The organism is Blastococcus sp. TF02A-30 (assembly GCF_003319185.1).
Taxonomy (GTDB): domain Bacteria; phylum Actinomycetota; class Actinomycetes; order Mycobacteriales; family Geodermatophilaceae; genus Blastococcus.
In genome coordinates, this window is the sequence record NZ_QOHJ01000008.1 from 115,897 (window position 1) to 135,951 (window position 20,055).

Here is a 20,055-nt window from a genome sequence, read left to right on the forward strand (position 1 = left end):
ACCGTCACCATCGGGCCGCAGGGAGCGCTCGTCCGCTCATCACGCTCGGTGACGACTGGGTGGCTCCGGGCGGTGCGGCTCGCCGATCCGCGCGTGACGCTCCGTCACCCCTACTGCCGGGGGCGGGACGCCGTTAGCGTCGCGGCCCGCAGGCGCCGGCGTACCGCGCCGCGGCGCTCGACGACGAGGAGTGCAGCGTGACCGTCCTGATCACCGGCGTCGCAGGGTTCGTGGGCAGCGCGCTCGCCCGGCGCCTCCTGGCCGCGGGCGAGAGCGTCGTCGGCGTGGACTCGCTGACCGACTACTACGACCCGGGGCTGAAGAAGGAGAACCTCGCGACGATCCCGGGCGAGGGGTTCACCTTCGTGGGCCAGGACCTCAACACCGCCGACCTCGACGCGCTGCTGGCGGGGGTGCAGGTCGTCTTCCACGAGGCCGGCCAGCCCGGCGTCCGGAAGTCGTGGGGGGAGGACTTCGCCACCTACGTCGACGCCAACGTGCTGGCCACCCAGCGCCTGCTCGAGGCCGCGCGCCGAGCGCCCGATCTGCGGCGCCTGGTGTACGCGTCGTCGTCGTCGGTGTACGGCAACGCGCAGGTCTACCCGACCAGCGAGGACGACGTCCCCAGCCCGCACAGCCCCTACGGCGTCACCAAGCTCGCCGCCGAGCACCTCTGCACCCTGTACGCGCGCAACTTCGACGTGCCGACGGTCTCCCTGCGGTACTTCACCGTCTACGGGCCCGGCCAGCGCCCGGACATGGCCTTCAACCGCTTCATCCGGGCGGCGCTGGCCGGCCGGCCGATCGAGGTCTACGGCTCGGGGGAGCAGATCCGCGACTTCACCTTCGTCGACGACGTGGTCACGGCGAACCTGCTCGCCGCGACGAACCCGGTGCCACCCGGCGCGGTCTTCAACGTCTCGGGTGGCACGAGCATCAGCGTCAACGAGGTGCTCGACGTGCTCTCCGGCATCGCGGGCCGCCGGCTCGACGTGCGGCGCACGGAGGCGGTGGCCGGCGACGTCGTCCGGACCGGGGGCTCGGCGGACCGGATCAGGCGGCAGCTGGGCTGGGAGCCGACCGTGGACGTCGAGAGCGGCCTGCGGGCCCAGTGGCGTTCCCTGGGCGGCGACGCCTGACCCGGAACGGTCCGTCCCGGCCCGGCCGGGACGGACCGCGGGGCCTCAGGCCCCGACGGGCTCGAGCGCCCCGGCCAGCTCGGCCCCCAGGGTGGCCCCGAAGGCGCTGATCCGGCCGCAGTGCTCCATGTGCCAGACGGGCCGTCCCGCGACGACGTTCCCCGCCAGCAGCGGGCCCATGACGTAGAAGCCCGGTGCCGCGGCCAGGTCGGGGCCCACGTGCACCCCTCCGCCGGAGGGGGTCAGCCGGCACACCCCGTCGGCGACCAGCCGCTCCAGCAGCGGCGGGGCGGCGAGGCGCAGGCTGCCGGACGGGCCGGCGCAGTTGACGACCACGTCGGCCGGCGGATCGACCACGTGCTCGCCGCCGTCGGCGCCGTACCGGACCCGCGTGCGGCCGTCGGGACCGTCGACCAGGTCGACGAACGAGCCGGCGACGAGTTGCAGCCGTCCCCCTGCGGCCAGGTGCTCCACGACCTCGCAGTACTCCCACCCGGCGCGTCGCTGGTGCCGGCCGAGGGCCACCCCCCACCGGTCGGCGAACTCGACGGTCTGGTCCTCCGCGAGCAGGGGCAGCACCCGGCCGACCGCCTGCGAGATCGGCCCGAGGGTGTCCGCGACCGACAGGCCGGCGGAGCGGCCGCGGGCGATGTCGGCGAGCGCGGCCTCGTAGACCGAGACGGCGGCCGCGGTCCCGGCCCGCTCCAGCGCCTCCAGGCGCTCGGCGCGGAACGGCCGGGGCTCGTGCTGCTCGTCGAGCCGCTCCGGCAGCTGGCCGCTGGGGGAGACGACGGTGAAGGTCGCCTCGTCCGCACCGAGGCGGTCGTTGATCTGGAACAGCATGTCCATGGTCCCGGCGTTGGCCCCGAGGACCACGACGTGGGCGGGGCGGTCCCGCACCCCGCGCACGGCGGCGGCGATGCGCGTGACCGCCTCGCCCATGTCGTCGAAGGGGTCGTCGACCAGCAGGGGCCCCGGGAGCCCGGTGTCGCGCCGCAGCCGTGACCGGACGGGGGCGGAACCGACGGCGAGCACGGCGTGCGACGTGTCGACGACGCGGCCGGCGCAGCGCACCCGGTAGCCGTGAGCGGCCTTCTCGACGGCGACGACGTCGTCCCGCAGGACCTCGGTGGTCGCCAGGCCCCGTGCGGCTGCCTGGTCGATGGCGGCCCGGGTGCGCCGGCCGAGGTACTCGCCGAAGGTGTACCGCGGCAGGTAGAGGTCGTCGAAGTCGTCGCGCTCGACGGCGGCCCGGTGGCGCTCCCACCAGCGCGTGGAGAACGGCCCCCCGGCGGCCCGGAACTCGTCGAACACCCAGCCCTTGTTCTCGCTCAGCCAGCGCACGAACAGGCCGCGTTCCGGTTCCGGCAGGAAGTCCCGCAGCGGCGTGATGAGCAGCGCCGTGGGAGCTGCCCGGGACCCGTAGGGGACACCGGTGAACGGGTCGGGGGCCCGCTCCACCACGGCGATGCGCACGGGCCGGTCGCGGGGAGGCCCGTCCAGCGACCCCAGCAGGCTCAGCACGACGTAGGACGTCGAGGCGCCGGCCCCGACGAAGAGGAGGTCGAACATCTGCGGGTCCACGGGCTGCCTCTCCGCCGGGAAGGTGGTCGGTCGGGGTGCGGGGATGCGGGTCACGGGACGACGAGCCCGTGCTCGGCGTGACCGGGCCGGACCAGCGTCCAGTCCGGTGGGGGTTCGCCGGTGCGGTCGAGCAGGATGCGCGCGGGGTTGCCGACGGCGGTGCAGTGGTCGGGGATGTCCTGCACGACGACCGCACCGGCCCCCACGCGGCACCACCGGCCGATGCGGACCTTCGGGATCACCACCGCCCCGGCCCCGATGTGCGTCCCCTCGCCGACGTGCACGTGCCCGCAGAGGGTGGCGTGCGGGCTCACGTGCGCGTAGTCCTCGACGACGCAGTCGTGGTCGACGCTGGCGGCCGTGTTGACGAGCACCTGCCGTCCCAGGCGGGCGTTGGCCTGGACGACCGCGCCGTGGAGCACCACCGTCCCCTCCCCGACCCGGGCGGTGGGCGCGATGATCGCGGAGGGGTGGATCGCCTGCGCGAAACGGGCGTCGAGCATGCGGTCGAGCTCGGCCCGCTCGCCGTTGATGCCGACGGCCAGCACGACCGGGACGTCGACCGGCGGGAAGGTGCCGAGGCCGACCCGCCGGATGCCGGGGTGCACGTTGACGCTCGCCGGGTGCTGGTTCTCCGGCCGGTCGTTGTACTGCCGGCGGACGCCGATGCCGCGCGCCCGCAGCACGTCGATGACCACCTGCGCGTGCCCGCCGCAGCCGTAGACGTCGTGCACCGACCGCTGACCGAAGCTCACCGTCACCTCGTTCCCGGGCGCCGAAGCCCCCTCCGGACCGATCCGGCGCCCCCCGCTGGAGCGAACCGACGGGGACGTTAAGGGCAACCGGGCCCTTGGCAACCGTCTCCGATCGCGGCACGGCGCCGTTCCGCCGTGTCGTGCCTCCGGCCCCGGCATTCCCGCACCCACCGTCCGTGATCGGTCACGGAGCGGTGAAGCGGGGCGGGGAGGAGTGGTCCGCGTCGGGTCGATCGGTGGTGGCGGTGCGCCAACACCTGTCGTGTGCCGCAGCCGGCCCCTACGGTCCGCAGCCATCCCGACCGCCCCCGCGGGCCGGGGCGGCTCACGGAGCGGAGGAACTGTGCGCATCTCGGTCGTCGGTTGTGGCTATCTGGGTGCCGTCCACGCGGCGGCGATGGCCGAGTTGGGTCACGAGGTCGTCGGCGTCGACGTGGACGAGCGCAAGGTCGACGGGCTGTCCCGTCGCCGGCCGCCGTTCTACGAACCGGGTTTCGACGAGCTGCTGAGCCGCTCGCTGGAGTCCGGCCGGCTGCGCTTCAGCACCGACGTCGGCGAGGCGGCCGGTGCGCAGGTGCACTTCGTCTGCGTCGGCACGCCGCAGCGCCGGGGCGAGTACGCGGCGGACATGCGCTACGTGGACGCGGCGGCGGAGTCGCTGCTGGAGATCCTCGAGCCGGGTCAGCTGGTGGTCGGCAAGTCCACCGTGCCGGTGGGCACGGCGGCCCGCCTCGGCGAGATGGTGACCGGCAAGGTGCCGGGCGCCCTGCTGGCGTGGAACCCGGAGTTCCTGCGGGAGGGCTTCGCCGTCCAGGACACGCTGCACCCCGACCGGCTGGTGTACGGGCTGCCGGCCGGTGCCGACGGCGAGACGGCCCGGGCGCTGCTGGACGAGGTGTACGCGCCGATCGTCGAGCGGGGCACTCCGCAGGTGGTCACCGACTACGCCACCGCGGAGATGGTGAAGACGGCGGCGAACTCGTTCCTGGCCACGAAGATCTCCTTCATCAACGCGATGGCGGAGCTGTGCGAGGCCACCGGCGCGGACGTGAAGCTGCTCGCCGACGCGATCGGCTACGACGACCGGATCGGGAGGAAGTTCCTCAACGCCGGCCTCGGCTTCGGTGGCGGGTGCCTGCCCAAGGACATCCGCGCGTTCATGGCGCGGGCCGGGGAGCTGGGCGCCGACCAGGCGCTCACGTTCCTCAAGGAGGTCGACAACATCAACATGCGGCGGCGGATCCGCATGGTGGAGCTGGCCCGGGAGGTGCTGGACGGGTCGCTGCTGGGCAAGCGGGTGGCGGTGCTGGGTGCGGCGTTCAAGCCCGACAGCGACGACATCCGCGACTCCCCGGCGCTCAACGTGGCCGCGCAGCTGCAGCTGCAGGGCGCCGTCGTGTGCGTCACCGATCCCGCGGCGCTGGACAACGCCCGGCGGGAGTGGCCGCACCTGGACTTCTGCCCCACCGCGGAGGAGGCGGCGGAGCGCGCCGACGCCGTGCTGGTGCTGACGGAGTGGAAGCAGTACCGCGAGCTGGACCCGGTCACGTTCGGCCGCGTCGTCAGGCAGAAGCGGGTGCTCGACGGCCGCAACGCCCTCGACCGCGAGGCCTGGACGGCCGCCGGCTGGACCTACCGCGCCCTCGGCCGCCGCGCCGGCTGAGGTGCCGTCCCGGGGGGAGGGCGGCGCCGCTCCGCGGGTGCGACCGCGGTGGGCGGTGCTGCGCCGGCGACGCACGTGGGTGGCCGCGGCCGCCGGGGGTGCCGTGCTGGTCACCGGCGCGGCGCTGCACTACCTGGTGTTCCCCTCGAGCGATCCCGGGCTGCCGGCGGACGCCGTCGTCGTGCTCGCCGGCGACCCGGAGGTGCGGCTCCCGGTCGCGCTGCAGCTGGCCGGCGCGGGACCGGGCCTGCTCGTGGTCTCCGCCGCCGACGGGGAGGTGAACGCCCCGGCCCGCGCGCTGTGCGAGGCGCCACCCCGCGACGTCGTCGTCCTCTGCTTCGAGCCGGAGGCCCCGCAGAGCACCCGCACCGAGGCGCAGGCCATCGGGGAGCTGGTCGAGGAGCGCGGCTGGACCCACGTCACCGTGGTGACCAGCACCTTCCACATGGCGCGGGCCGACCTGCTGGTCGGCCGGTGCACCGACGCCGAGGTCGCCGTCGTCGAGGCGCGCCCGAGGCTGTCCGGGGTGCAGTGGGCGCGGCAGGTGGCCGCCGAGGTCGGCGGCCTCGGAGGTGCCCTCTTCTCCGATCCCTGCTGACGGCCGGCCGTCAGCAGGCGTTACGCCTGCCCGGATCCGGCCGCGGGGACGACGTCGGCGTCGGGGTCCTCGTCGGGCGGGGACTGCTCCGCGGTGCCGGGCCGGGGGATGAGCGGGCCGGCCCCCCGGCGTCCGGTGTCGGGCGCGTACGGCTGCCGCTCGGTCGTGGTGGCCGCGGAGCGGGGGACGCGGTTGAGCACCACGCCCAGCAGCCTGGCCCCGACGGCGGTCAGGGCCGACGCCGCCTCGGCGAGGTCGGTCCGCGTCGTCCTGCCGTGCCGGGTGACGAGGAGGACCCCGTCCGACGACGCGGCCAGCGCGGCGGCGTCCACGACCGGGAGCAGCGCCGGCGCATCCACCACGACGTGGTCGTAGGACGCGCGCGCGGCGGCCAGGAACGCCTGCATCTCCGGCGAGCCCAGCAGCCGGCCGGGATCCTCGGGCATCGGCCCGGCGGGGAGCACCTCCGGCCCGCCGGCGTCGGCGCGCTGCACCAGGTCGTGCCAGTCGGCGGCCCCCGACAGCGCCGAGGTGAGCCCGAGATCGCCGTCCGGCAGCCCCAGGTAGCGGGGCAGTCGCGGCCGCCAGAGGTTGGCGTCGACCAGCAGCACGCGGCGCCCCGACCGGGCGAGGGAGACCGCCAGACCTGCCGCGACCGTCGACTTCCCCTCGTCGGGCGCGGGGCTGGTCACGACGACGACGCGGGGAGCGGTCGTCCGACCACCGTGCCCGACGGCCTGGGCGGCGAGCCGGAACGCCCGGTCGGCCGGGGAGGCCGTGTCCATGGCGCCCGACACGGGCGGGCGCCGCAGGCTCCGCTGCTCCGGCAGGCGGACGACCGGCGCGCCGCCGCTCGCGTCCCGCACGGCGTCGACGCCGCGCACGGTCCGGTCGGCGCGCTGGCGGGCGACGGCCAGACCCAGGCCGACCAGGAGGCCCAGCACCACGCCGACGACGAGGTAGCGGGGCACCGACGGGCTCACGGGGGTGGCGTCGAACGTGGCGGGCTCGATGACCTGCACCGCGATGGTGGGCCCGAGGGTGGCGGTGGGGTTCTCCAGCGCGGTCACCTGGGCGGTGAACTGGCGGCCGAGGGAGTCGGCGATCGCCTGGGCCCGCTCGGGCGAGGTGTCGGTGACCGTCACCTCGAGGATGTCGGTGTCCGGCACCGGCACCGCGGTCACCTTGCCGAGCACCTGGTCGGCGGTCAGCGGCACGCCCAGGTCGTCGACGACGAGCTGGGCCGTCGGTGACGTGGACAGCAGACGGGCGTAGGAGTCCATCCGCTCCTGGGTGAAGAGCGACCCCTGATAGGCCGACGGGGCGTCGGTCGTCCCCGCCATGGTGACGAACAGCTGGGTGGAGGACACGTAGGTCCGCACGGCGGTGGCGCTGAGCAGGTAGGCCGCGCCCAGCCCGGCCAGGACGGCCAGGACCAGGATCCACCGTCCGGCCCGGATGGCCTTGAGTACGTCGTTCAGCCGGAACACCCCGTTTCGTCGGTGGGCCCTGGCGGGTCTCCCCGTAGCCGCGGTCGGCCGACGGCCGACCAGACGGCTCGGGACACTAATCAGCGATCCGGCCGCTGAGACCTACTTCTCGCGCGGCGCACGGCCGATCGGGGGGCGCGGATCCGCCGGACCGGCTCCCGGAGCCTGGACGACCGCGTTTCGGTTCGGAGCGTGATCAGGCGGTGACGCTCGCAGATCCACCTTCCGATTGCGGAGCGTGGTCGTATCACCGCTGACAGCCACCGGATCCGCCGCCGGCGCCGGATCGCGGGATCCGCTGCGTCACCGACCTCGTCCGGGGCGTCCGGAACCCCTGGACGAGGCCGTTCCGGCAGGTACCGTGCCGGTGCTCCTGCTCCCGGCGACGGGGTCGGGGCACCCGCGGACCCGTCGGGGGTCCGCTCGGTGGCGGGGACGGTATGGACCTCGGGGACGTGCTGCACGCAGTCCGGCGCGGGTGGGTGCTGCTGCTCGGCGGCGTCCTGCTCGGGCTGGCGCTCGCCGCTGCGCTGACCGCGGCGGCCACCCCCCGCTACGCCACGACGCTGCACCTCTTCGTCGCCTCGACGGACCGCCCGGTCCCCGTCGCGGCCGGCGACGCGAACGACGGGCTGGACGCCGACGAGTCCGACGCCGTCTACCAGGCGGCGCTGCAGGCCCGGGAGCGGGCCGCCTCCTACGCCGAAGCGCTGGAGAGCGAGCAGCTGGCGGCCCGGGTCGTCGACCGGCTCGGGCTCGGGCTGCCCGCGAGCGAGCTCGCCGACGGCGTCCGGGCCACGGTGGAGCCGGGCACGGTCGTCGTCGAGCTGACGGTGACCGATCCGTCCGCCGCCCGCGCGCAGGACGTCGCGGCGGCGCTCGCGGAGGGCGCGGTCACCTGGGTGGAGGGGACTGAGGACCCCGTCGGCCTCGCGCAGGCGCGCACCGAGCTCGTCCCCGTGTCGGCGGCACCGGCCGAACCCCGCCAGGTCAGCCCGGACCTCGAGCTCGGCCTCGGGCTGGGCGGAGCGCTGGGCTTCCTGCTGGGTCTGGGGCTGGCCGTCTGGTACGACCGGGCGCGCGCCACCGTCGCGACCGAGGCCGACGTCACCGAGCTCACCGGCGCCCCCCTCGTGGGTGCGCTGGGCGAGCCGGACCGGCACGCGGAGGACGCGGGAGGCACCGGGGGCGCGGCCCTGCTGAGCAACCTGGCACTGCGCGACGCCGCCGGGTTGCCGCCGGTCGTGGTGGTGACGGGCACCGACCGCCGCGACGGGGTGGCGGCGGTGGTCCGCGCGCTCACCGAGGCGCTGGTCGCCGACGGACGCCGGGTCGCGGTCGTGGTCGCCGACCCCCGGCCGGGCAGCGGCGGCACGGCGACCGGCATCGACGGGCTCGGCGAGGTGCTGACCGGCGCCGCCACGCTCTCCGCGGTGTCGCGCCGGATGGCGGAGGGGCGGGTGGTGGTCGTCCCACCGGGCAACCTGTCCGGTGACCACGGCGGCCTGCTGCGGTCGCCCGCCGCGCGGGCCGTGCTCGACGCGCTGGCCGCCGGGCACGACCACGTGCTCGTGCAGAGCGCGCCGGTGCGCGGGCCTGCGGATGCGCTCCCCCTCGCCGGGCCCGGGGACGGCTGCCTGCTCGCCGCCCGGTACCGCGGCGCACGGAAGGGCCGGCTGGCGGCCGCGGCACGCGTGGTGCCCGCGAGCGGTGCGGCGCTGCTCGGTGTCGTCCTCACCGACGTGCCACCGACGGCGGACGTCGTCGACCCCAGCCACAGGTACCGGGCCGACGCCGAGCGCGGCGGGGCCGTCGCGACGCGTCGGGCGGTGCTGGCGACGGCGGGCGGGGGTGACCGGTCCTGACCCGGCTCGCGCGCGGCGGCCGGGGGTGGCGCCGTGTCTGACACCTACGCGTCGATCCTCTCGGTCGTGCTCACCGCGTGGACGGTGGTGGCGTACTCCCTGGACCGGCGGTTGTTCCTCGCCGTGGTCCCGCACAACGCGGCGTGGGCCGCGGCCTGCGCCGTCCTCGGCTCGGGGGTCATGAACTTCGACCCGCTGTCGGCGTTCGCCTGGGCGGTCGTCACCGGCGCGATCGTCGCGTTCAACATGGGCGTCGTCCTGACCCGCGGTCGCCGCGACCAGGACCCGGCTCCCCGCGCGGCGGCCGGCCCCCTGACCACCTACCGCGTCTACCTCCTGCTCCTGCTCGCCTTCTCCGCCGGCTTCGCCGTCTACCTGCGGACGGTGGACTCCGCCTTCGGGCTCGACGTGCTGCTCACCGATCCGAGCTCGATCCGGGCCTGGTCGGAGGACGGGCCGGGGTACCTGGAGCAGTTCCCGCTGTACGGCAAGGTCCTCTTCTACCTGGGCCCGCTCTGCTTCGCGCTGACGGTCGTGCCGGACCTCGTGCAGGGGCTGCGCAGCCGGCCGCTGGTGCTGCGCCTCGCCATCGCGGCCTACCTGCTGCTGGCGCAGGCGGCGACGCTGCAGCGGACCAACATCTTCGTCGCGGTCGCGATGGTGCTGGGGATCCTGCTGCTGCGGGCGGGCTCCGGTGCGGCGCCCGCGCGCCGGACGCCGCCCGGCCGGCGGCTGGCCGGGCTCCTCGCCCTCGCCGTGGTGGGCGTGGTGACCTTCCAGGGCATCGCGGTGGCGCTGGGCAAGACGGGGGCGGAGGACGCCGCCGTGGTCGCCTCCGTGGACCCGGCGATCCGGGACACCCCGCTCGTCGGCGTCTTCCACTACGCCACCTCCGGCATCCCCGCGTTCGGCAAGCTCGTCGAGAGCCGGGACGAGCGGTGGCCGGACCCCAACGACCTCGGCAACGCGTACGGGGACTTCAACCCGCAGACCTGGGGGCGGGCGACCTTCGCCGTACCGCTCAAGCTGGTGCCGGGGACGACGCCCTGGGCGGAGATCGCGCCGTTCACCGAGATGCCGGCCAAGACCAACGTCTACACCTGGCTGGAGCCCTGGTACCGCGACTTCCGCGCGCCGGGGGCGATCCTGGGGGCCCTCGTCGTCGGCATGCTCGTCGGCACCGCGGCGAAGCACGCCGCGCGCTCCCCGCGGGCGCTCGTCCTGGGCGGCCTGCTGGTCGGCTTCAGCGGGCTGGCGACGTTCGTCAACCGCTACGCCGCGGTGATGAGCATCGTGCTGTACCTGGTGATCTGGTGGATCGGCCGGCCACGCCCGGCCGGCCCGGCTCCGCGCGCCGGCGCGGACGAGGTGGCGGAGGTGGGTCGTGCCGGATGAGCCCGTGCCGGCTGCGGACCGGCGGCCCGACGACGCCGGACAGGCGTCCGCCCGGAGCCGCCGGCGTTTCCTGCAGGGTGCCGGTGCGGCCGCCGTGGTCGGCGCCGGCGGCTTCCTGGGGTGGCGGGCGCTCGCGGACGGCGAGGGCAGCGGGGGCTCGCCGGGATCGGGCGGTAACCGGGTGACCCCCACGCCGCCGCCGTCGTCGATGGCCGACGTCGTCGCGTACGGCGCGGTGGGGGACGGCTCGACCGACGACACCGCCGCCTTCGAGGCCGCGCTCGCCGACTCGCCGTACGTCTACGTGCCCCCGGGGTCCTACGTCCTGAGCCGCACGCTGGAGATCCCCGAGACGACGCGGCTGGTCGGCGGGGGCAAGTACAACACCGTCCTGCTGCACGCCCACGACGACGACTTCGCGCGGCTCGCCGCGCGCAGCTCGCTGGCCGAGCTGTCGGTGGAGGGCCAGGGGTCCGTGCACTCCGGCCGCGGGCTGGTCCTGTCCGGCTCGGACGGCCAGCAGTCGCTGCAGGCGGTGTCGGTCGTGGACTTCGACGGCTACTGCATCGACTTCGAGAGCCCCGACGCCGGATCGCAGTTCCGCGCCACGCAGGTCGACGTCGGGCGCACCGGCGGGGACTCCGGCTCGGAGCGCTACGCCGTCCACATCTCGGAGGACCAGCAGCTGGCCTCGGTGCCGCGCTCCTTCGTGCAGCTGGAGACCCAGGGGCTGTGCGCCATCGACTTCGGCGGGTGCAACGACACCTACGTCGTCGCGTCGACCCTGGGCGACCTGCGGTTCACGGAGGAATCGCGCGGCGTCAACATCAGCTCCAGCCGGCTGCTCAACCAGGAGAGCCTCACCATCGCCGGGCACGGGATCACCATCGTCGGCTGCGACATCGCGCCCCAGCTGACGATCGCCCCCGGGGCCGACCACGTCGTCCTCGCCCCCAACGCGTTCAACCGGCTGCCGGTGATCGACCGGTCCGGCAACGACCGGCACCAGCTCCCGCCCGACTACGGCTCCTGAACGACCCGGCCGGGGGTGATCCCGGAGCGCCGCGCCCGCTGGAAACCGGGACCGATGGGTGGCTTCCCCGATGCCGTCGCGCCCTGCGCGTCGCCAGGCTGCTCGCCGGGCGATCCGCCCTCCGGAGTCGGGCGAGCCCGACTCCGAGACGCCAGGTGGCCGGATGGGCCGCGCGCCGTGGCGCCGCGAGGGTCGATCCCGCACGCAACCAGGGACGACGACAGGAGACTGCAGTGGACATGTCCGGCAACATCGCCGGCCGGATGGGGCGGTGGAGCGCCCGGCACCGCAAGACCGCGGTGCTCGGCTGGTTGGCCTTCGTGGTGCTCGCCGTGGTGCTGGGCGGGATGCTCCAGCGCGGCGAGCGCACCGGCTCGGAGACCGAGGTCGGCGCGCCCGCGCGGGCCGCCGAGATCCTCGACCGCAACGGCTGGGAGGAGCCGGCCTCGGAGATGGTCCTCGTCCAGCGCGCCGACGACGTGGCGCAGGGCGCCGCCGACGCCGCGCTGACCGACGTCGTCGCCGCGCTCGCGGCCCAGCCCGACGTCGAGAACCTGACCAGCCCGCTCGACGGCGCCCCGCTGACCTCGCCCGACGGCCGGTCGGCGCTGGTGACGTTCGACATCCGCGGCGATCCCGACACCGCCGAGGAGCGGATCGAGCCCATCCAGGACGCCGTCGCCGCGGTCGCAGCCGACCACGACGACGTGCTGGTCGAGCAGTTCGGCGGCACCAGCGCGGAGCTCGCGCTGGGCGACGTGCTCGAGGACGACTTCACCCGCGCCGAGCTGCTCTCGATCCCGATCACGCTCGCCGTCCTGCTGCTGGCCTTCGGCGCGATCGTCGCCGCGGTGCTGCCGCTGGTCTTCGCGCTCAGCGCGTTCGCCGGCGCCGTCGGCCTGCTGGGCTTCACCAGCCAGATCTGGGGCGTCGACGACAGCGCGCAGATCGTCATGCTGCTCATCGGCCTGGCCGTGGGCGTGGACTACTCGCTCTTCTACCTCAAGCGGGAGCGGGAGGAGCGGGCGCGCGGCGCCGGTCCGGTCGACGCGCTCGACATCGCCGCCGCCACCTCGGGCCGGTCGATCCTCATCTCCGGCATCACGGTGGTCGTCGCGATGGCCGGCATGTTCCTCACCGGCTTCGCGGTGTTCAGCGGCATCGGCTCGGCCACGATCCTCGTCGTCGCCACCTCGGTGCTGGGCTCGCTCACGGTGCTGCCGGCGCTGATGAGCTGGCTCGGCGACAAGGTCGAGAAGGGCCGGCTGCCGGTCATCGGCCGCCGCGCCGCCGGGCCGGGCCGGTTCTGGCCGGCTGTGCTGCGGGTCGTGCTGCGCCGGCCGCTGGTCGCCGCGGTGGTCGCCGGTGGTGCGCTGGTCGCGCTCGCCGCCCCCGCGCTCACCATGGACCTGCGCAACGAGGCGGTCACCGACCTGCCGCAGGACGTGCCGGTCATCCAGACCTACGAGCGGATCGCCGAGGCGTTCCCCGGCGGGGCATCACCCGCCGAGGTGGTCATCGAGGCCGACGACGTCACCGCGCCGCAGGTGCAGGCCGCGATCGCCGACCTGCGCGAGCAGGCGCTGGCCACCGGTCGGATGAACGAGCCGGTCGAGGTGGAGACCAACGAGGCGGGCACGGTCGCCGTCGTCTCGGTGCCGCTGGACGGCGACGGCGAGGACCAGGCCTCCCGCGACGCGCTGGCCGCCCTGGAGGACGACGTCGTCCCGGCGACGGTGGGCGCCCTGGACGGCGCCACCGTCGTGGTGTCCGGCGAGACCGCGTCGGGTGTGGCGTTCGAGCGGCTCATGGCCGAGCGCACGCCCTGGGTGTTCGCCTTCGTGCTGGTGCTGGCGTTCGTGCTGCTGCTGGTGTCGTTCCGGTCGGTGGTCATCGCGGCCACCGCGATCGTGCTCAACCTGCTCAGCGTCGCGGCGGCATACGGGGCGCTCGTGCTGGTCTTCCAGGAGGGCTGGGGCGCCGACCTGATCGGGCTCGACCAGACCGGCGGCATCGTGAACTGGATCCCGCTGTTCCTCTTCGTGATCCTGTTCGGGCTGTCGATGGACTACCACGTCTTCATCCTCAGCCGGATCCGCGAGGCCCGGGACCGCGGCCGCAGCACCCGCGACGCGGTCACCTCCGGCATCACGTCGTCGGCCGGGGTGGTGACCAGCGCCGCGGTGATCATGGTGTTCGTCTTCCTGACCTTCGTGACGCTGTCGCTCACCAGCCTCAAGCAGATGGGCATCGGCCTGGCGCTGGCGGTGCTGCTCGACGCCACCGTCGTCCGCGCGGTGCTGCTGCCGGCGGTGATGCAGCTGCTCGGCGAGCGCAACTGGTACCTGCCGCGCTGGCTGGAGTGGCTGCCGACGCTGCGGCACGAGGCCGCGCCGGCTCCGGTGGTCCTCCCGACCCAGGCCGACGGACGACGCGACGAGGAGGTGCCGGTGCTCGCCGCCCGCGACTGACCGCCCTCCGCGAGATCTGCACACTCGGGGCATCCACGCCGCTGGGCGCCACGAGTGTGCAGATCTCGCACGTCATGGGTGCGGCGGCCCCATGACGGATCGACGACGCCCATTGCGATCCGTTGACGTCTGCGTGGGATCCGTGGGGCCGACGCCGCCGGCGGGCACCGGAGGGGGCGAACCGTCGTCGTCCGAGAGGTCCCGTGTGCCGCGCCGTCCGTCGAGCGAGCTCCCGCTGCCCGCGTGGGAGGAAGCACCCCCCACCGGGTCACGCCGCCGTCGGGCACTGCTCCGGCTGATCCCGGCGCTGCTGCTCGCCGGCGCCCTCACGGCCGGGTTCCTGCTGCCGTGGATCGGCGGCGCGGCCCGCGGCGTCGCCCTCGCCTCCGACGTGCTGAGCCCGGCCTCCGCCGACCTGCTGCACCGCACCCCGGCGGGCAACACCCGCGTCCTCGCCTCCGACGGTTCGCTGATCACCGAGTTCTACCGCCGCAACCGCACCGTGGTGCCCGGCGAGGCGATCGCCCCGGTGATGAAGGACGCCGTGGTGGCGATCGAGGACGCCCGCTTCTTCGAGCACTCCGGCGTCGACGGCCAGGGCCTCGGGCGGGCGCTGCTCAAGAACGTCCTCGCCGGGGAGGTGGTGCAGGGCGGCTCGACCCTCACCCAGCAGCTGGTGAAGCAGATCCGGCTGCAGGCGGCCGGGACACCGGGCGAACGCGCGGCGGCGACGGAGGAGACCGTCGGGCGCAAGGTCCGGGAGGCGCAGCTCGCGCTGGGCATGGAGCAGGAGTACGGCAAGGACGAGATCCTCACCCGCTACCTCAACCGCGTGTACTTCGGCGCCGGCGCCTACGGGGTGCACGCCGCGGCGCACGCGTACTTCGGCGTGACGCCCGACGCGCTCACCGTGGCCCAGGCCGCCACGCTCGCCGGGCTCGTGCAGAGCCCCTCCAGCTACGACCCGTTCGTCTCGCCGGAGGCGGCGACCGAGCGCCGCGACGTGGTCATCGGGCGGATGCTCGACCTCGGCACGATCACCCCGCGCGAGGCCGCCGAGGCGCGCGCCGAGCCGGTCGTCCTCACGCCGGGGACGCCGAGCCCCCGCGGGTGCGTCGACGCCCGCATCGGCGGCTTCTTCTGCGACTACCTCGTCGAGCACCTCACCGGCACGCTCGGGCTGACCCAGGACCAGCTGGAGACGGGCGGGCTGACCATCCGCACGACGCTCTCACCGCCGCTGCAGCGGTCCGGGGACGCCGCGGTCACCGCCGCGCTGGCACTCGAGGACCCCCGCGCCGGCATCTTCACCGCCGTGGAGCCCGGCACGGGGCGGGTGCTGGCGATGTCGGTGAACCGCCGCTACGGGGTGGACGCCGCCGATCCGACGCAGACCTCGGTCAACCTGGCCACCGCCGCCGGGCAGGGGGCCGGGTCCACGTACAAGGTGTTCACCGCGGTCTCCGCGCTCGAGCGGGGCTTCGGGCTCGAGCACCGGATCACGACGTCCGATCCGTACGTCTCCTCGGTGTACCGGGACGGGGACGGCGCCTACGACGTCCGCAACGCCGGCCGGTACCCGCGGACGCTGGACATGGAGGAAGCCCTCTACCGGTCGTCGAACACCTACTTCCTCGCGCTCGAGGACCAGCTGGGCTCCGTCGCGGGCCCCGTGGACGCCGCCCTCCGGATGGGGCTGTCCTCCCTCGCGCCGGTGGCGGAGGAGGTCATCGCGGAGAACCGGGGCTCGTTCACCTTCGGCGCGGAGGCGACCAGCCCGCTCGCCCTGGCCGTCGCCTACTCGACCCTGGCCGCGAGCGGGACCGCGTGCGAGCCCACCCCGGTCGACGCGGTCCTGGACCGCGACGGCGAGCCGCTCCTGGGCGCCGACGGGGAGCCGGTGGTGCCGGCCGACCGCTGCACGCCGGAGGCGATCCCGGCCGGTGTCGCGGACACGATCACCCAGGCGCTGCGCAAGGACGTGGAGCCCGGCCACCCGGGGCAGACCGGTCGGCGGGCGTACGTGCCCGGCTACCAGATCGCCGGCAAGACGGGCACGACGCAGGACAACTACTCGATCGCCTTCGCGGGCTACACGCCCGGGATCGCGGCCTCGGTCATGGTCTACAACCCGGTGCGCAACCAGGACGTCGGTGGCTTCGGTGGCGGCACGGCGGCCACCATCTGGCGCGAGGCGGTGGCGCCGGTGCTGACCCAGCGCGCGCCGGTCCCGTTCCCGCCGGCGGACCCGGAGCACGTGACGGGGCAGTACCGCACGGTCCCGGGTGGCTGCGCCGGGGGGCCGGCGGAGAGCTGCCTCGCCCTGCTGGCCGGCTCGGGTCTGGCAGCGACGGCCGTGCCGGTCGACAGCGCGCGGCCGGCGGGACAGGTCGTCGGGGTGCAGCCCGGTGCCGGGACGACGGTGCGGATCACGACCGACACGGTGACCGTCCTGGTCAGCAACGGTGCCCGGTACGTGCCCCCGGCGCCGCCGCCGGAACCCGCGCCCACGCCGGAGCCGGAACCCGCGCCCACGCCGGAACCCGAACCCACGCCGACACCGGAACCCGCGCCCACGCCGGAACCCGAGCCCACGCCGACACCGGAACCCGCGCCCACGCCGGAACCCGAGCCCACGCCGACACCGGAACCCGCGCCGGTCCCGACGCCGACACCGGAACCCGCGCCGACACCGGCACCGACGCCTGAGCCGGCACCGGAACCCGAGCCGGCGCCGGAACCCACGCTCGCGCCGACGCCGACGCCGGAACCCACGCCGGAGCCGGAGCCCACGCCGACGAGCAGCCCTGGGGCGAGTGGGTGAGTGTGGGGGCGGGAGGCCGGTCCTGACGGTCTGGCCGCGTTGGTCGGTCCATCCAGCAGTGGATGGCCACTCTTAGCCGGCTCTCCCGCCCCGCACCAACTGTGAGCCAGGCCACTCCCGGCCGTCAAGAGCGCCCGGGAGTGTCGCCGTCCCCGGGCGTGTCAGACCCGGCGCAGCACGTCCGGTGACAGCTGGTCGACGGCGGTGTGCCCGGTCAGGCCGAGGGTGAGGTCGAACTCGGCCAGCACGTCCTCGATCACCTGCCGGACCCCGTCCTCGCCGGCCAGCGCCAGCCCCCAGGCGAACGGCCGGCCCAGCAGGACGGCCCGCGCGCCGAGGGCGACGGCGGTGAAGACGTCGGCGCCGCTGCGGATCCCGCTGTCCAGCAGCACCGGCACCCGGTCGCCGATCGCGGCGACGACGTCGGGCAGCGCGTCCAGCGCCGGGATCGAGCGGTCCACCTGCCGGCCGCCGTGCGTGCTGACGACGACGCCGTCGACCCCGGCGTCCACGGCGCGGCGGGCGTCGTCGGGGTGGAGCACGCCCTTGAGCAGGATCGGCAGGCTGGTGCGCGCGCGCAGCCAGGCCAGGTCGTCCCAGGTGATCGACGGCCGCGAGTAGATCGACAGGAACGTCTCGACGGCGGCCCGCGGCAGCGGCGAGCGCAGGTTCTCCCGCAGCGAGCCCGGCCAGGCCCGTGCCATGCCGATGAGCGCGCGCACCGCCGCCGGGGTGGGCCGGGGCTGCGCGTCGCGGGCGGCCGAGGCGCCGGGCTGGTCGGGCGCCGGCGTCTGCGCGGCGCGCTCCTCGACCAGCCGGCGGAAGACCGGGTCGGAGGTGTACTGCGCGATGCCCTTGCCCAGGGCGAACGGCAGGTGGCCCAGGTCGAGGTCGCGCGGCCGCCAGCCGAGCATGGTGGTGTCGAGGGTGACCACGAGCGCGTCGCAGCCCGCCTTCTCCGCCCGCCCGACCAGGCTCTCGACCAGCTCGTCGGAGGTCGACCAGTAGAGCTGGAACCAGCGCGGCGAGCCGCCCATCACGGCCGCGCACTCCTCCATGGACACCGAGGCCTGGTTGGAGAAGACCATCGGCACGCCGGTGGCGGCCGCGGCCCGGGCCACGGCGAGGTCGGCCTGGCGGTGGACCAGCTCGATCGCGCCCACCGGGCCGAGCAGGAGGGGGGCGGGCAGCCGGCGGCCGAAGAGCTCGACGCTGGTGTCCCGGCTGCTCACGTCGCGCAGCACCCGGGGCACGACCTGCCAGCGGTCGAACGCCGCGCGGTTGGCCCGCTGGGTGACCTCGTCGCCGGCGCCGCCCGCGACGTAGGCGTACGAGCGCGGGTTCAGCGCCTTCTTGGCCCGCGCCTGCAGCGCCCGGGCGGTGGTCGGCACGCGCGGGAGGTGGCCGTAGACGCCCGCCCGGTACACCTCGTTCTGCCGGCGGCGGCCGGTCCCTGCTTCGCTCACCCGGCCACCGTAGTGACCGAGCTCTCAGCCGGTGCGCCCGGCCTCTGGGCCCGACACGCCAGGCGACACGCCGCCCGCTCCCCGAAAAGTCCGGTGACGGGGTGGCGACGAAGCGTGATGTCCGTCATCATCGGGAACCGGAACGGATCGAAAACGGGGAGCAGGTATCAGGACGATCCAGCGGGGCGCCACGGCGCCCGGGGCACCGCGGCCGCTCGTGCACGCGGGCGTGGTCACCTGCCTGGTGACGCTCCTCCTCGGCGCGGCCGTCGCGGTCGCCGCACCGGCCGCTGCGATCGACGACCCCACCCGTCCCGACGCCCGGGTGACGCACGGTCCCAGCTGCCGTCCGGGTGGGCTGGCCGTCGAGGTCGTCGCCGGCACGCTGCCCTACTTCGTCCGGCTGGCCACGACCCGCACCCCCGGCGGGGAGGACGAGGCCGAGCTCCAGCCCGGTCAGAGCGTGGTGCTGAGCACCGACGACGTCGCCCCCGGCGAGACGATCGACGCCCGCCTGGAGTACCGGGCCCGCGACGGCTCGGGGACCTCCTCCGTCGACGAGCTCGAGGACTGGACGTTGACCCGGCCGACCGAGGAGGACTGCGCGGCCGTCGTCTCACCGCCGCCCCCGGCCCCGACCCCGTCCGCTCCGACGTCCCCGGCACCCTCGGCCCCGACGACCAGCGCCCCCGGGACGACGACGCCCCCGCGGCCGACGGCCGAGCCGTCCCGGCCGGCGCCGTCCACGGCCCCCACCCCGGCCCCCACCGGCCGGCCGACCGCCCCGGGGGAGACGCCGGTCCCCTCCGCCGCACCGCGGCCGACTGCCGAGCGCGTCGCTCCCGGCGCCGCCGTCACCGTGCGGGTCGCCGGCTTCGAGCCCGGCGAGCGGGTGACCATCGGGCTGGCCGGCAGCGACGTGGTCATCGGCGAGGCGACCGCCGCGGCCGACGGCTCGGTGACCGCCGAGGTGCTCATCCCGGAGCAGGCGGATCTCGGCCCCGCCGCCCTCGCCGTCGTCGGCGACCGGTCGGCCGCCGTCGCCGACGTGCCGCTCGAGGTGGCCGCGCGCACCGAGGAGGTCGCCTCGGGGGCCGTGGGTCTGGTGCCGTTGGTCGCCGCCGCCGGAGCGCTCGTGGTCACCGCCGGGGTGCTGGTGCCGGTCGCCGACCGCTCGCGCCGGCAGCGCCGCTCCGGACGCGCCTGAGGCGGTTTCGACGTCCCTCGACGGGGGGACGATGTCCGCGTGCAACGGTCCGAGGACGCGCTCGCGCGCGGGATCCCCCGGGATCCCGCCGCTCTTCCCGGTGTCGCTCCCCGCCCCGCCGAGACGTGGCTGCGCATCGTGCAGGTGCACGACCGCATCACCCGGCGGGTCGACTCGGCGCTCCACCTCCAGCACGGTCTCTCCCTCACGGGGTTCGAGGCGCTGCGACGGCTCGCCGAGTCGCCGGGCGAACGGGCCAGCATGGGGGAGCTCGCCGACGCGCTGGGGCTGTCCCGTCCCGGGGTCACCAGCACGGTGACCCGGCTGGTCGAGGAGGGCCTGGTGCTCCGCGAGCGCGTGGGCGCCGACAAACGGCTGCTGCACGCGCGGCTCACCCCCGCCGGGCGGGAGCGGTTCGAGGAGGCGCGGCACACCCACGACGACCTCGTGGCCCACCTGCTGCACCTGCTCGGTGACGACGCCTCCGTCGTCACCGACGCCCTGGCCCGGGTCTCCGCGGCCGCCCGCTCCCGCCGCTGACCCCGTGCAGCTCGGTACCGAGAGC

The 20,055-nt window shown here is 75.3% G+C and carries 14 protein-coding genes; 10 read left to right on the forward strand and 4 right to left on the reverse strand.

Features of this window, described 5'->3' with window-relative positions; all coding sequences use genetic code 11:
• The first annotated feature begins 197 nt into the window (after window positions 1–197).
• The gene (locus DQ241_RS17905) at window positions 198–1,139 is read left to right on the forward strand and encodes an NAD-dependent epimerase/dehydratase family protein (RefSeq protein ID WP_113831565.1); all 942 of its coding nucleotides are present in this window, start codon (window positions 198–200) and stop codon (window positions 1,137–1,139) included.
• A 45-nt stretch (window positions 1,140–1,184) separates the two neighbouring features.
• Here DQ241_RS17905 and DQ241_RS17910 read toward each other — a convergent pair whose 3' ends face one another.
• Window positions 1,185–2,723 (reverse strand): FAD/NAD(P)-binding protein, encoded by a 1,539-nt coding sequence (locus DQ241_RS17910; RefSeq protein ID WP_113831566.1) that lies wholly within the window; start codon window positions 2,721–2,723, stop codon window positions 1,185–1,187.
• A 50-nt stretch (window positions 2,724–2,773) separates the two neighbouring features.
• The gene (locus DQ241_RS17915; RefSeq protein ID WP_233492535.1) at window positions 2,774–3,478 is read right to left on the reverse strand and encodes an acetyltransferase; all 705 of its coding nucleotides are present in this window, start codon (window positions 3,476–3,478) and stop codon (window positions 2,774–2,776) included.
• Between the two features lie 343 nt (window positions 3,479–3,821).
• Here DQ241_RS17915 and DQ241_RS17920 point away from each other — a divergent pair, with 343 nt between their 5' ends.
• On the forward strand, window positions 3,822–5,141 hold the full coding sequence (locus DQ241_RS17920) for a UDP-glucose/GDP-mannose dehydrogenase family protein (RefSeq protein WP_113831568.1): 1,320 nt from the start codon (window positions 3,822–3,824) through the stop codon (window positions 5,139–5,141).
• 55 nt (window positions 5,142–5,196) lie between these two features.
• On the forward strand, window positions 5,197–5,739 hold the full coding sequence (locus tag DQ241_RS17925) for a YdcF family protein (RefSeq protein WP_158545971.1): 543 nt from the start codon (window positions 5,197–5,199) through the stop codon (window positions 5,737–5,739).
• A gap of 20 nt (window positions 5,740–5,759) precedes the next feature.
• On the opposite strand, the gene DQ241_RS17930 is transcribed toward DQ241_RS17925, so the two are convergent.
• Entirely contained in the window at window positions 5,760–7,229 is a 1,470-nt protein-coding gene (locus DQ241_RS17930) for a polysaccharide biosynthesis tyrosine autokinase (RefSeq protein ID WP_113831570.1), read from the reverse strand.
• 440 nt (window positions 7,230–7,669) lie between these two features.
• Between DQ241_RS17930 and DQ241_RS17935 the strand changes: the two genes are divergently transcribed.
• The 5 genes from DQ241_RS17935 (at window position 7,670) to DQ241_RS17955 (ending at window position 16,817) form a co-directional block, all read left to right on the forward strand.
• Entirely contained in the window at window positions 7,670–9,094 is a 1,425-nt protein-coding gene (locus DQ241_RS17935; protein WP_113831571.1) for a Wzz/FepE/Etk N-terminal domain-containing protein, read from the forward strand.
• Between the two features lie 33 nt (window positions 9,095–9,127).
• Complete coding sequence (locus DQ241_RS17940; protein WP_113831572.1) at window positions 9,128–10,489, forward strand: O-antigen polymerase; 1,362 nt, start codon at window positions 9,128–9,130, stop codon at window positions 10,487–10,489.
• Window positions 10,479–11,522, forward strand: a complete 1,044-nt coding sequence (locus tag DQ241_RS17945; protein ID WP_113831573.1) for a glycosyl hydrolase family 28-related protein — start codon at window positions 10,479–10,481, stop codon at window positions 11,520–11,522. The genes DQ241_RS17940 and DQ241_RS17945 overlap by 11 nt, the downstream gene beginning before the upstream one ends.
• A gap of 239 nt (window positions 11,523–11,761) precedes the next feature.
• Complete coding sequence (locus DQ241_RS17950) at window positions 11,762–13,993, forward strand: MMPL family transporter (protein WP_233492549.1); 2,232 nt, start codon at window positions 11,762–11,764, stop codon at window positions 13,991–13,993.
• A 205-nt stretch (window positions 13,994–14,198) separates the two neighbouring features.
• Complete coding sequence (locus DQ241_RS17955; RefSeq protein WP_233492536.1) at window positions 14,199–16,817, forward strand: penicillin-binding protein; 2,619 nt, start codon at window positions 14,199–14,201, stop codon at window positions 16,815–16,817.
• Window positions 16,818–16,978: 161 nt separating this feature from the next.
• On the opposite strand, the gene DQ241_RS17960 is transcribed toward DQ241_RS17955, so the two are convergent.
• A complete protein-coding gene (locus tag DQ241_RS17960; RefSeq protein WP_113831576.1) occupies window positions 16,979–18,283 on the reverse strand; it encodes an alpha-hydroxy-acid oxidizing protein in 1,305 nt (434 codons plus the stop codon).
• A 244-nt stretch (window positions 18,284–18,527) separates the two neighbouring features.
• Here DQ241_RS17960 and DQ241_RS17965 point away from each other — a divergent pair, with 244 nt between their 5' ends.
• Window positions 18,528–19,490 carry a hypothetical protein gene (locus DQ241_RS17965; protein ID WP_147252403.1) on the forward strand — a complete coding sequence of 321 codons (963 nt, stop codon included), beginning with the start codon at window positions 18,528–18,530 and terminating at the stop codon, window positions 19,488–19,490.
• A 39-nt stretch (window positions 19,491–19,529) separates the two neighbouring features.
• Window positions 19,530–20,030: a MarR family winged helix-turn-helix transcriptional regulator gene (locus DQ241_RS17970; RefSeq protein ID WP_113831578.1), complete on the forward strand. Its 501-nt coding sequence runs from the start codon at window positions 19,530–19,532 to the stop codon at window positions 20,028–20,030.
• Window positions 20,031–20,055: the final 25 nt, after the last annotated feature.

Coding starts and splice junctions, on each gene's coding strand:
- DQ241_RS17935 (WP_113831571.1), top strand. CDS start 7,670: ATGGACCTCGGGGACGTGCTGCACGCAGTCCGGCGCGGGTGGGTGCTG.
- DQ241_RS17950 (WP_233492549.1), top strand. CDS start 11,762: ATGTCCGGCAACATCGCCGGCCGGATGGGGCGGTGGAGCGCCCGGCAC.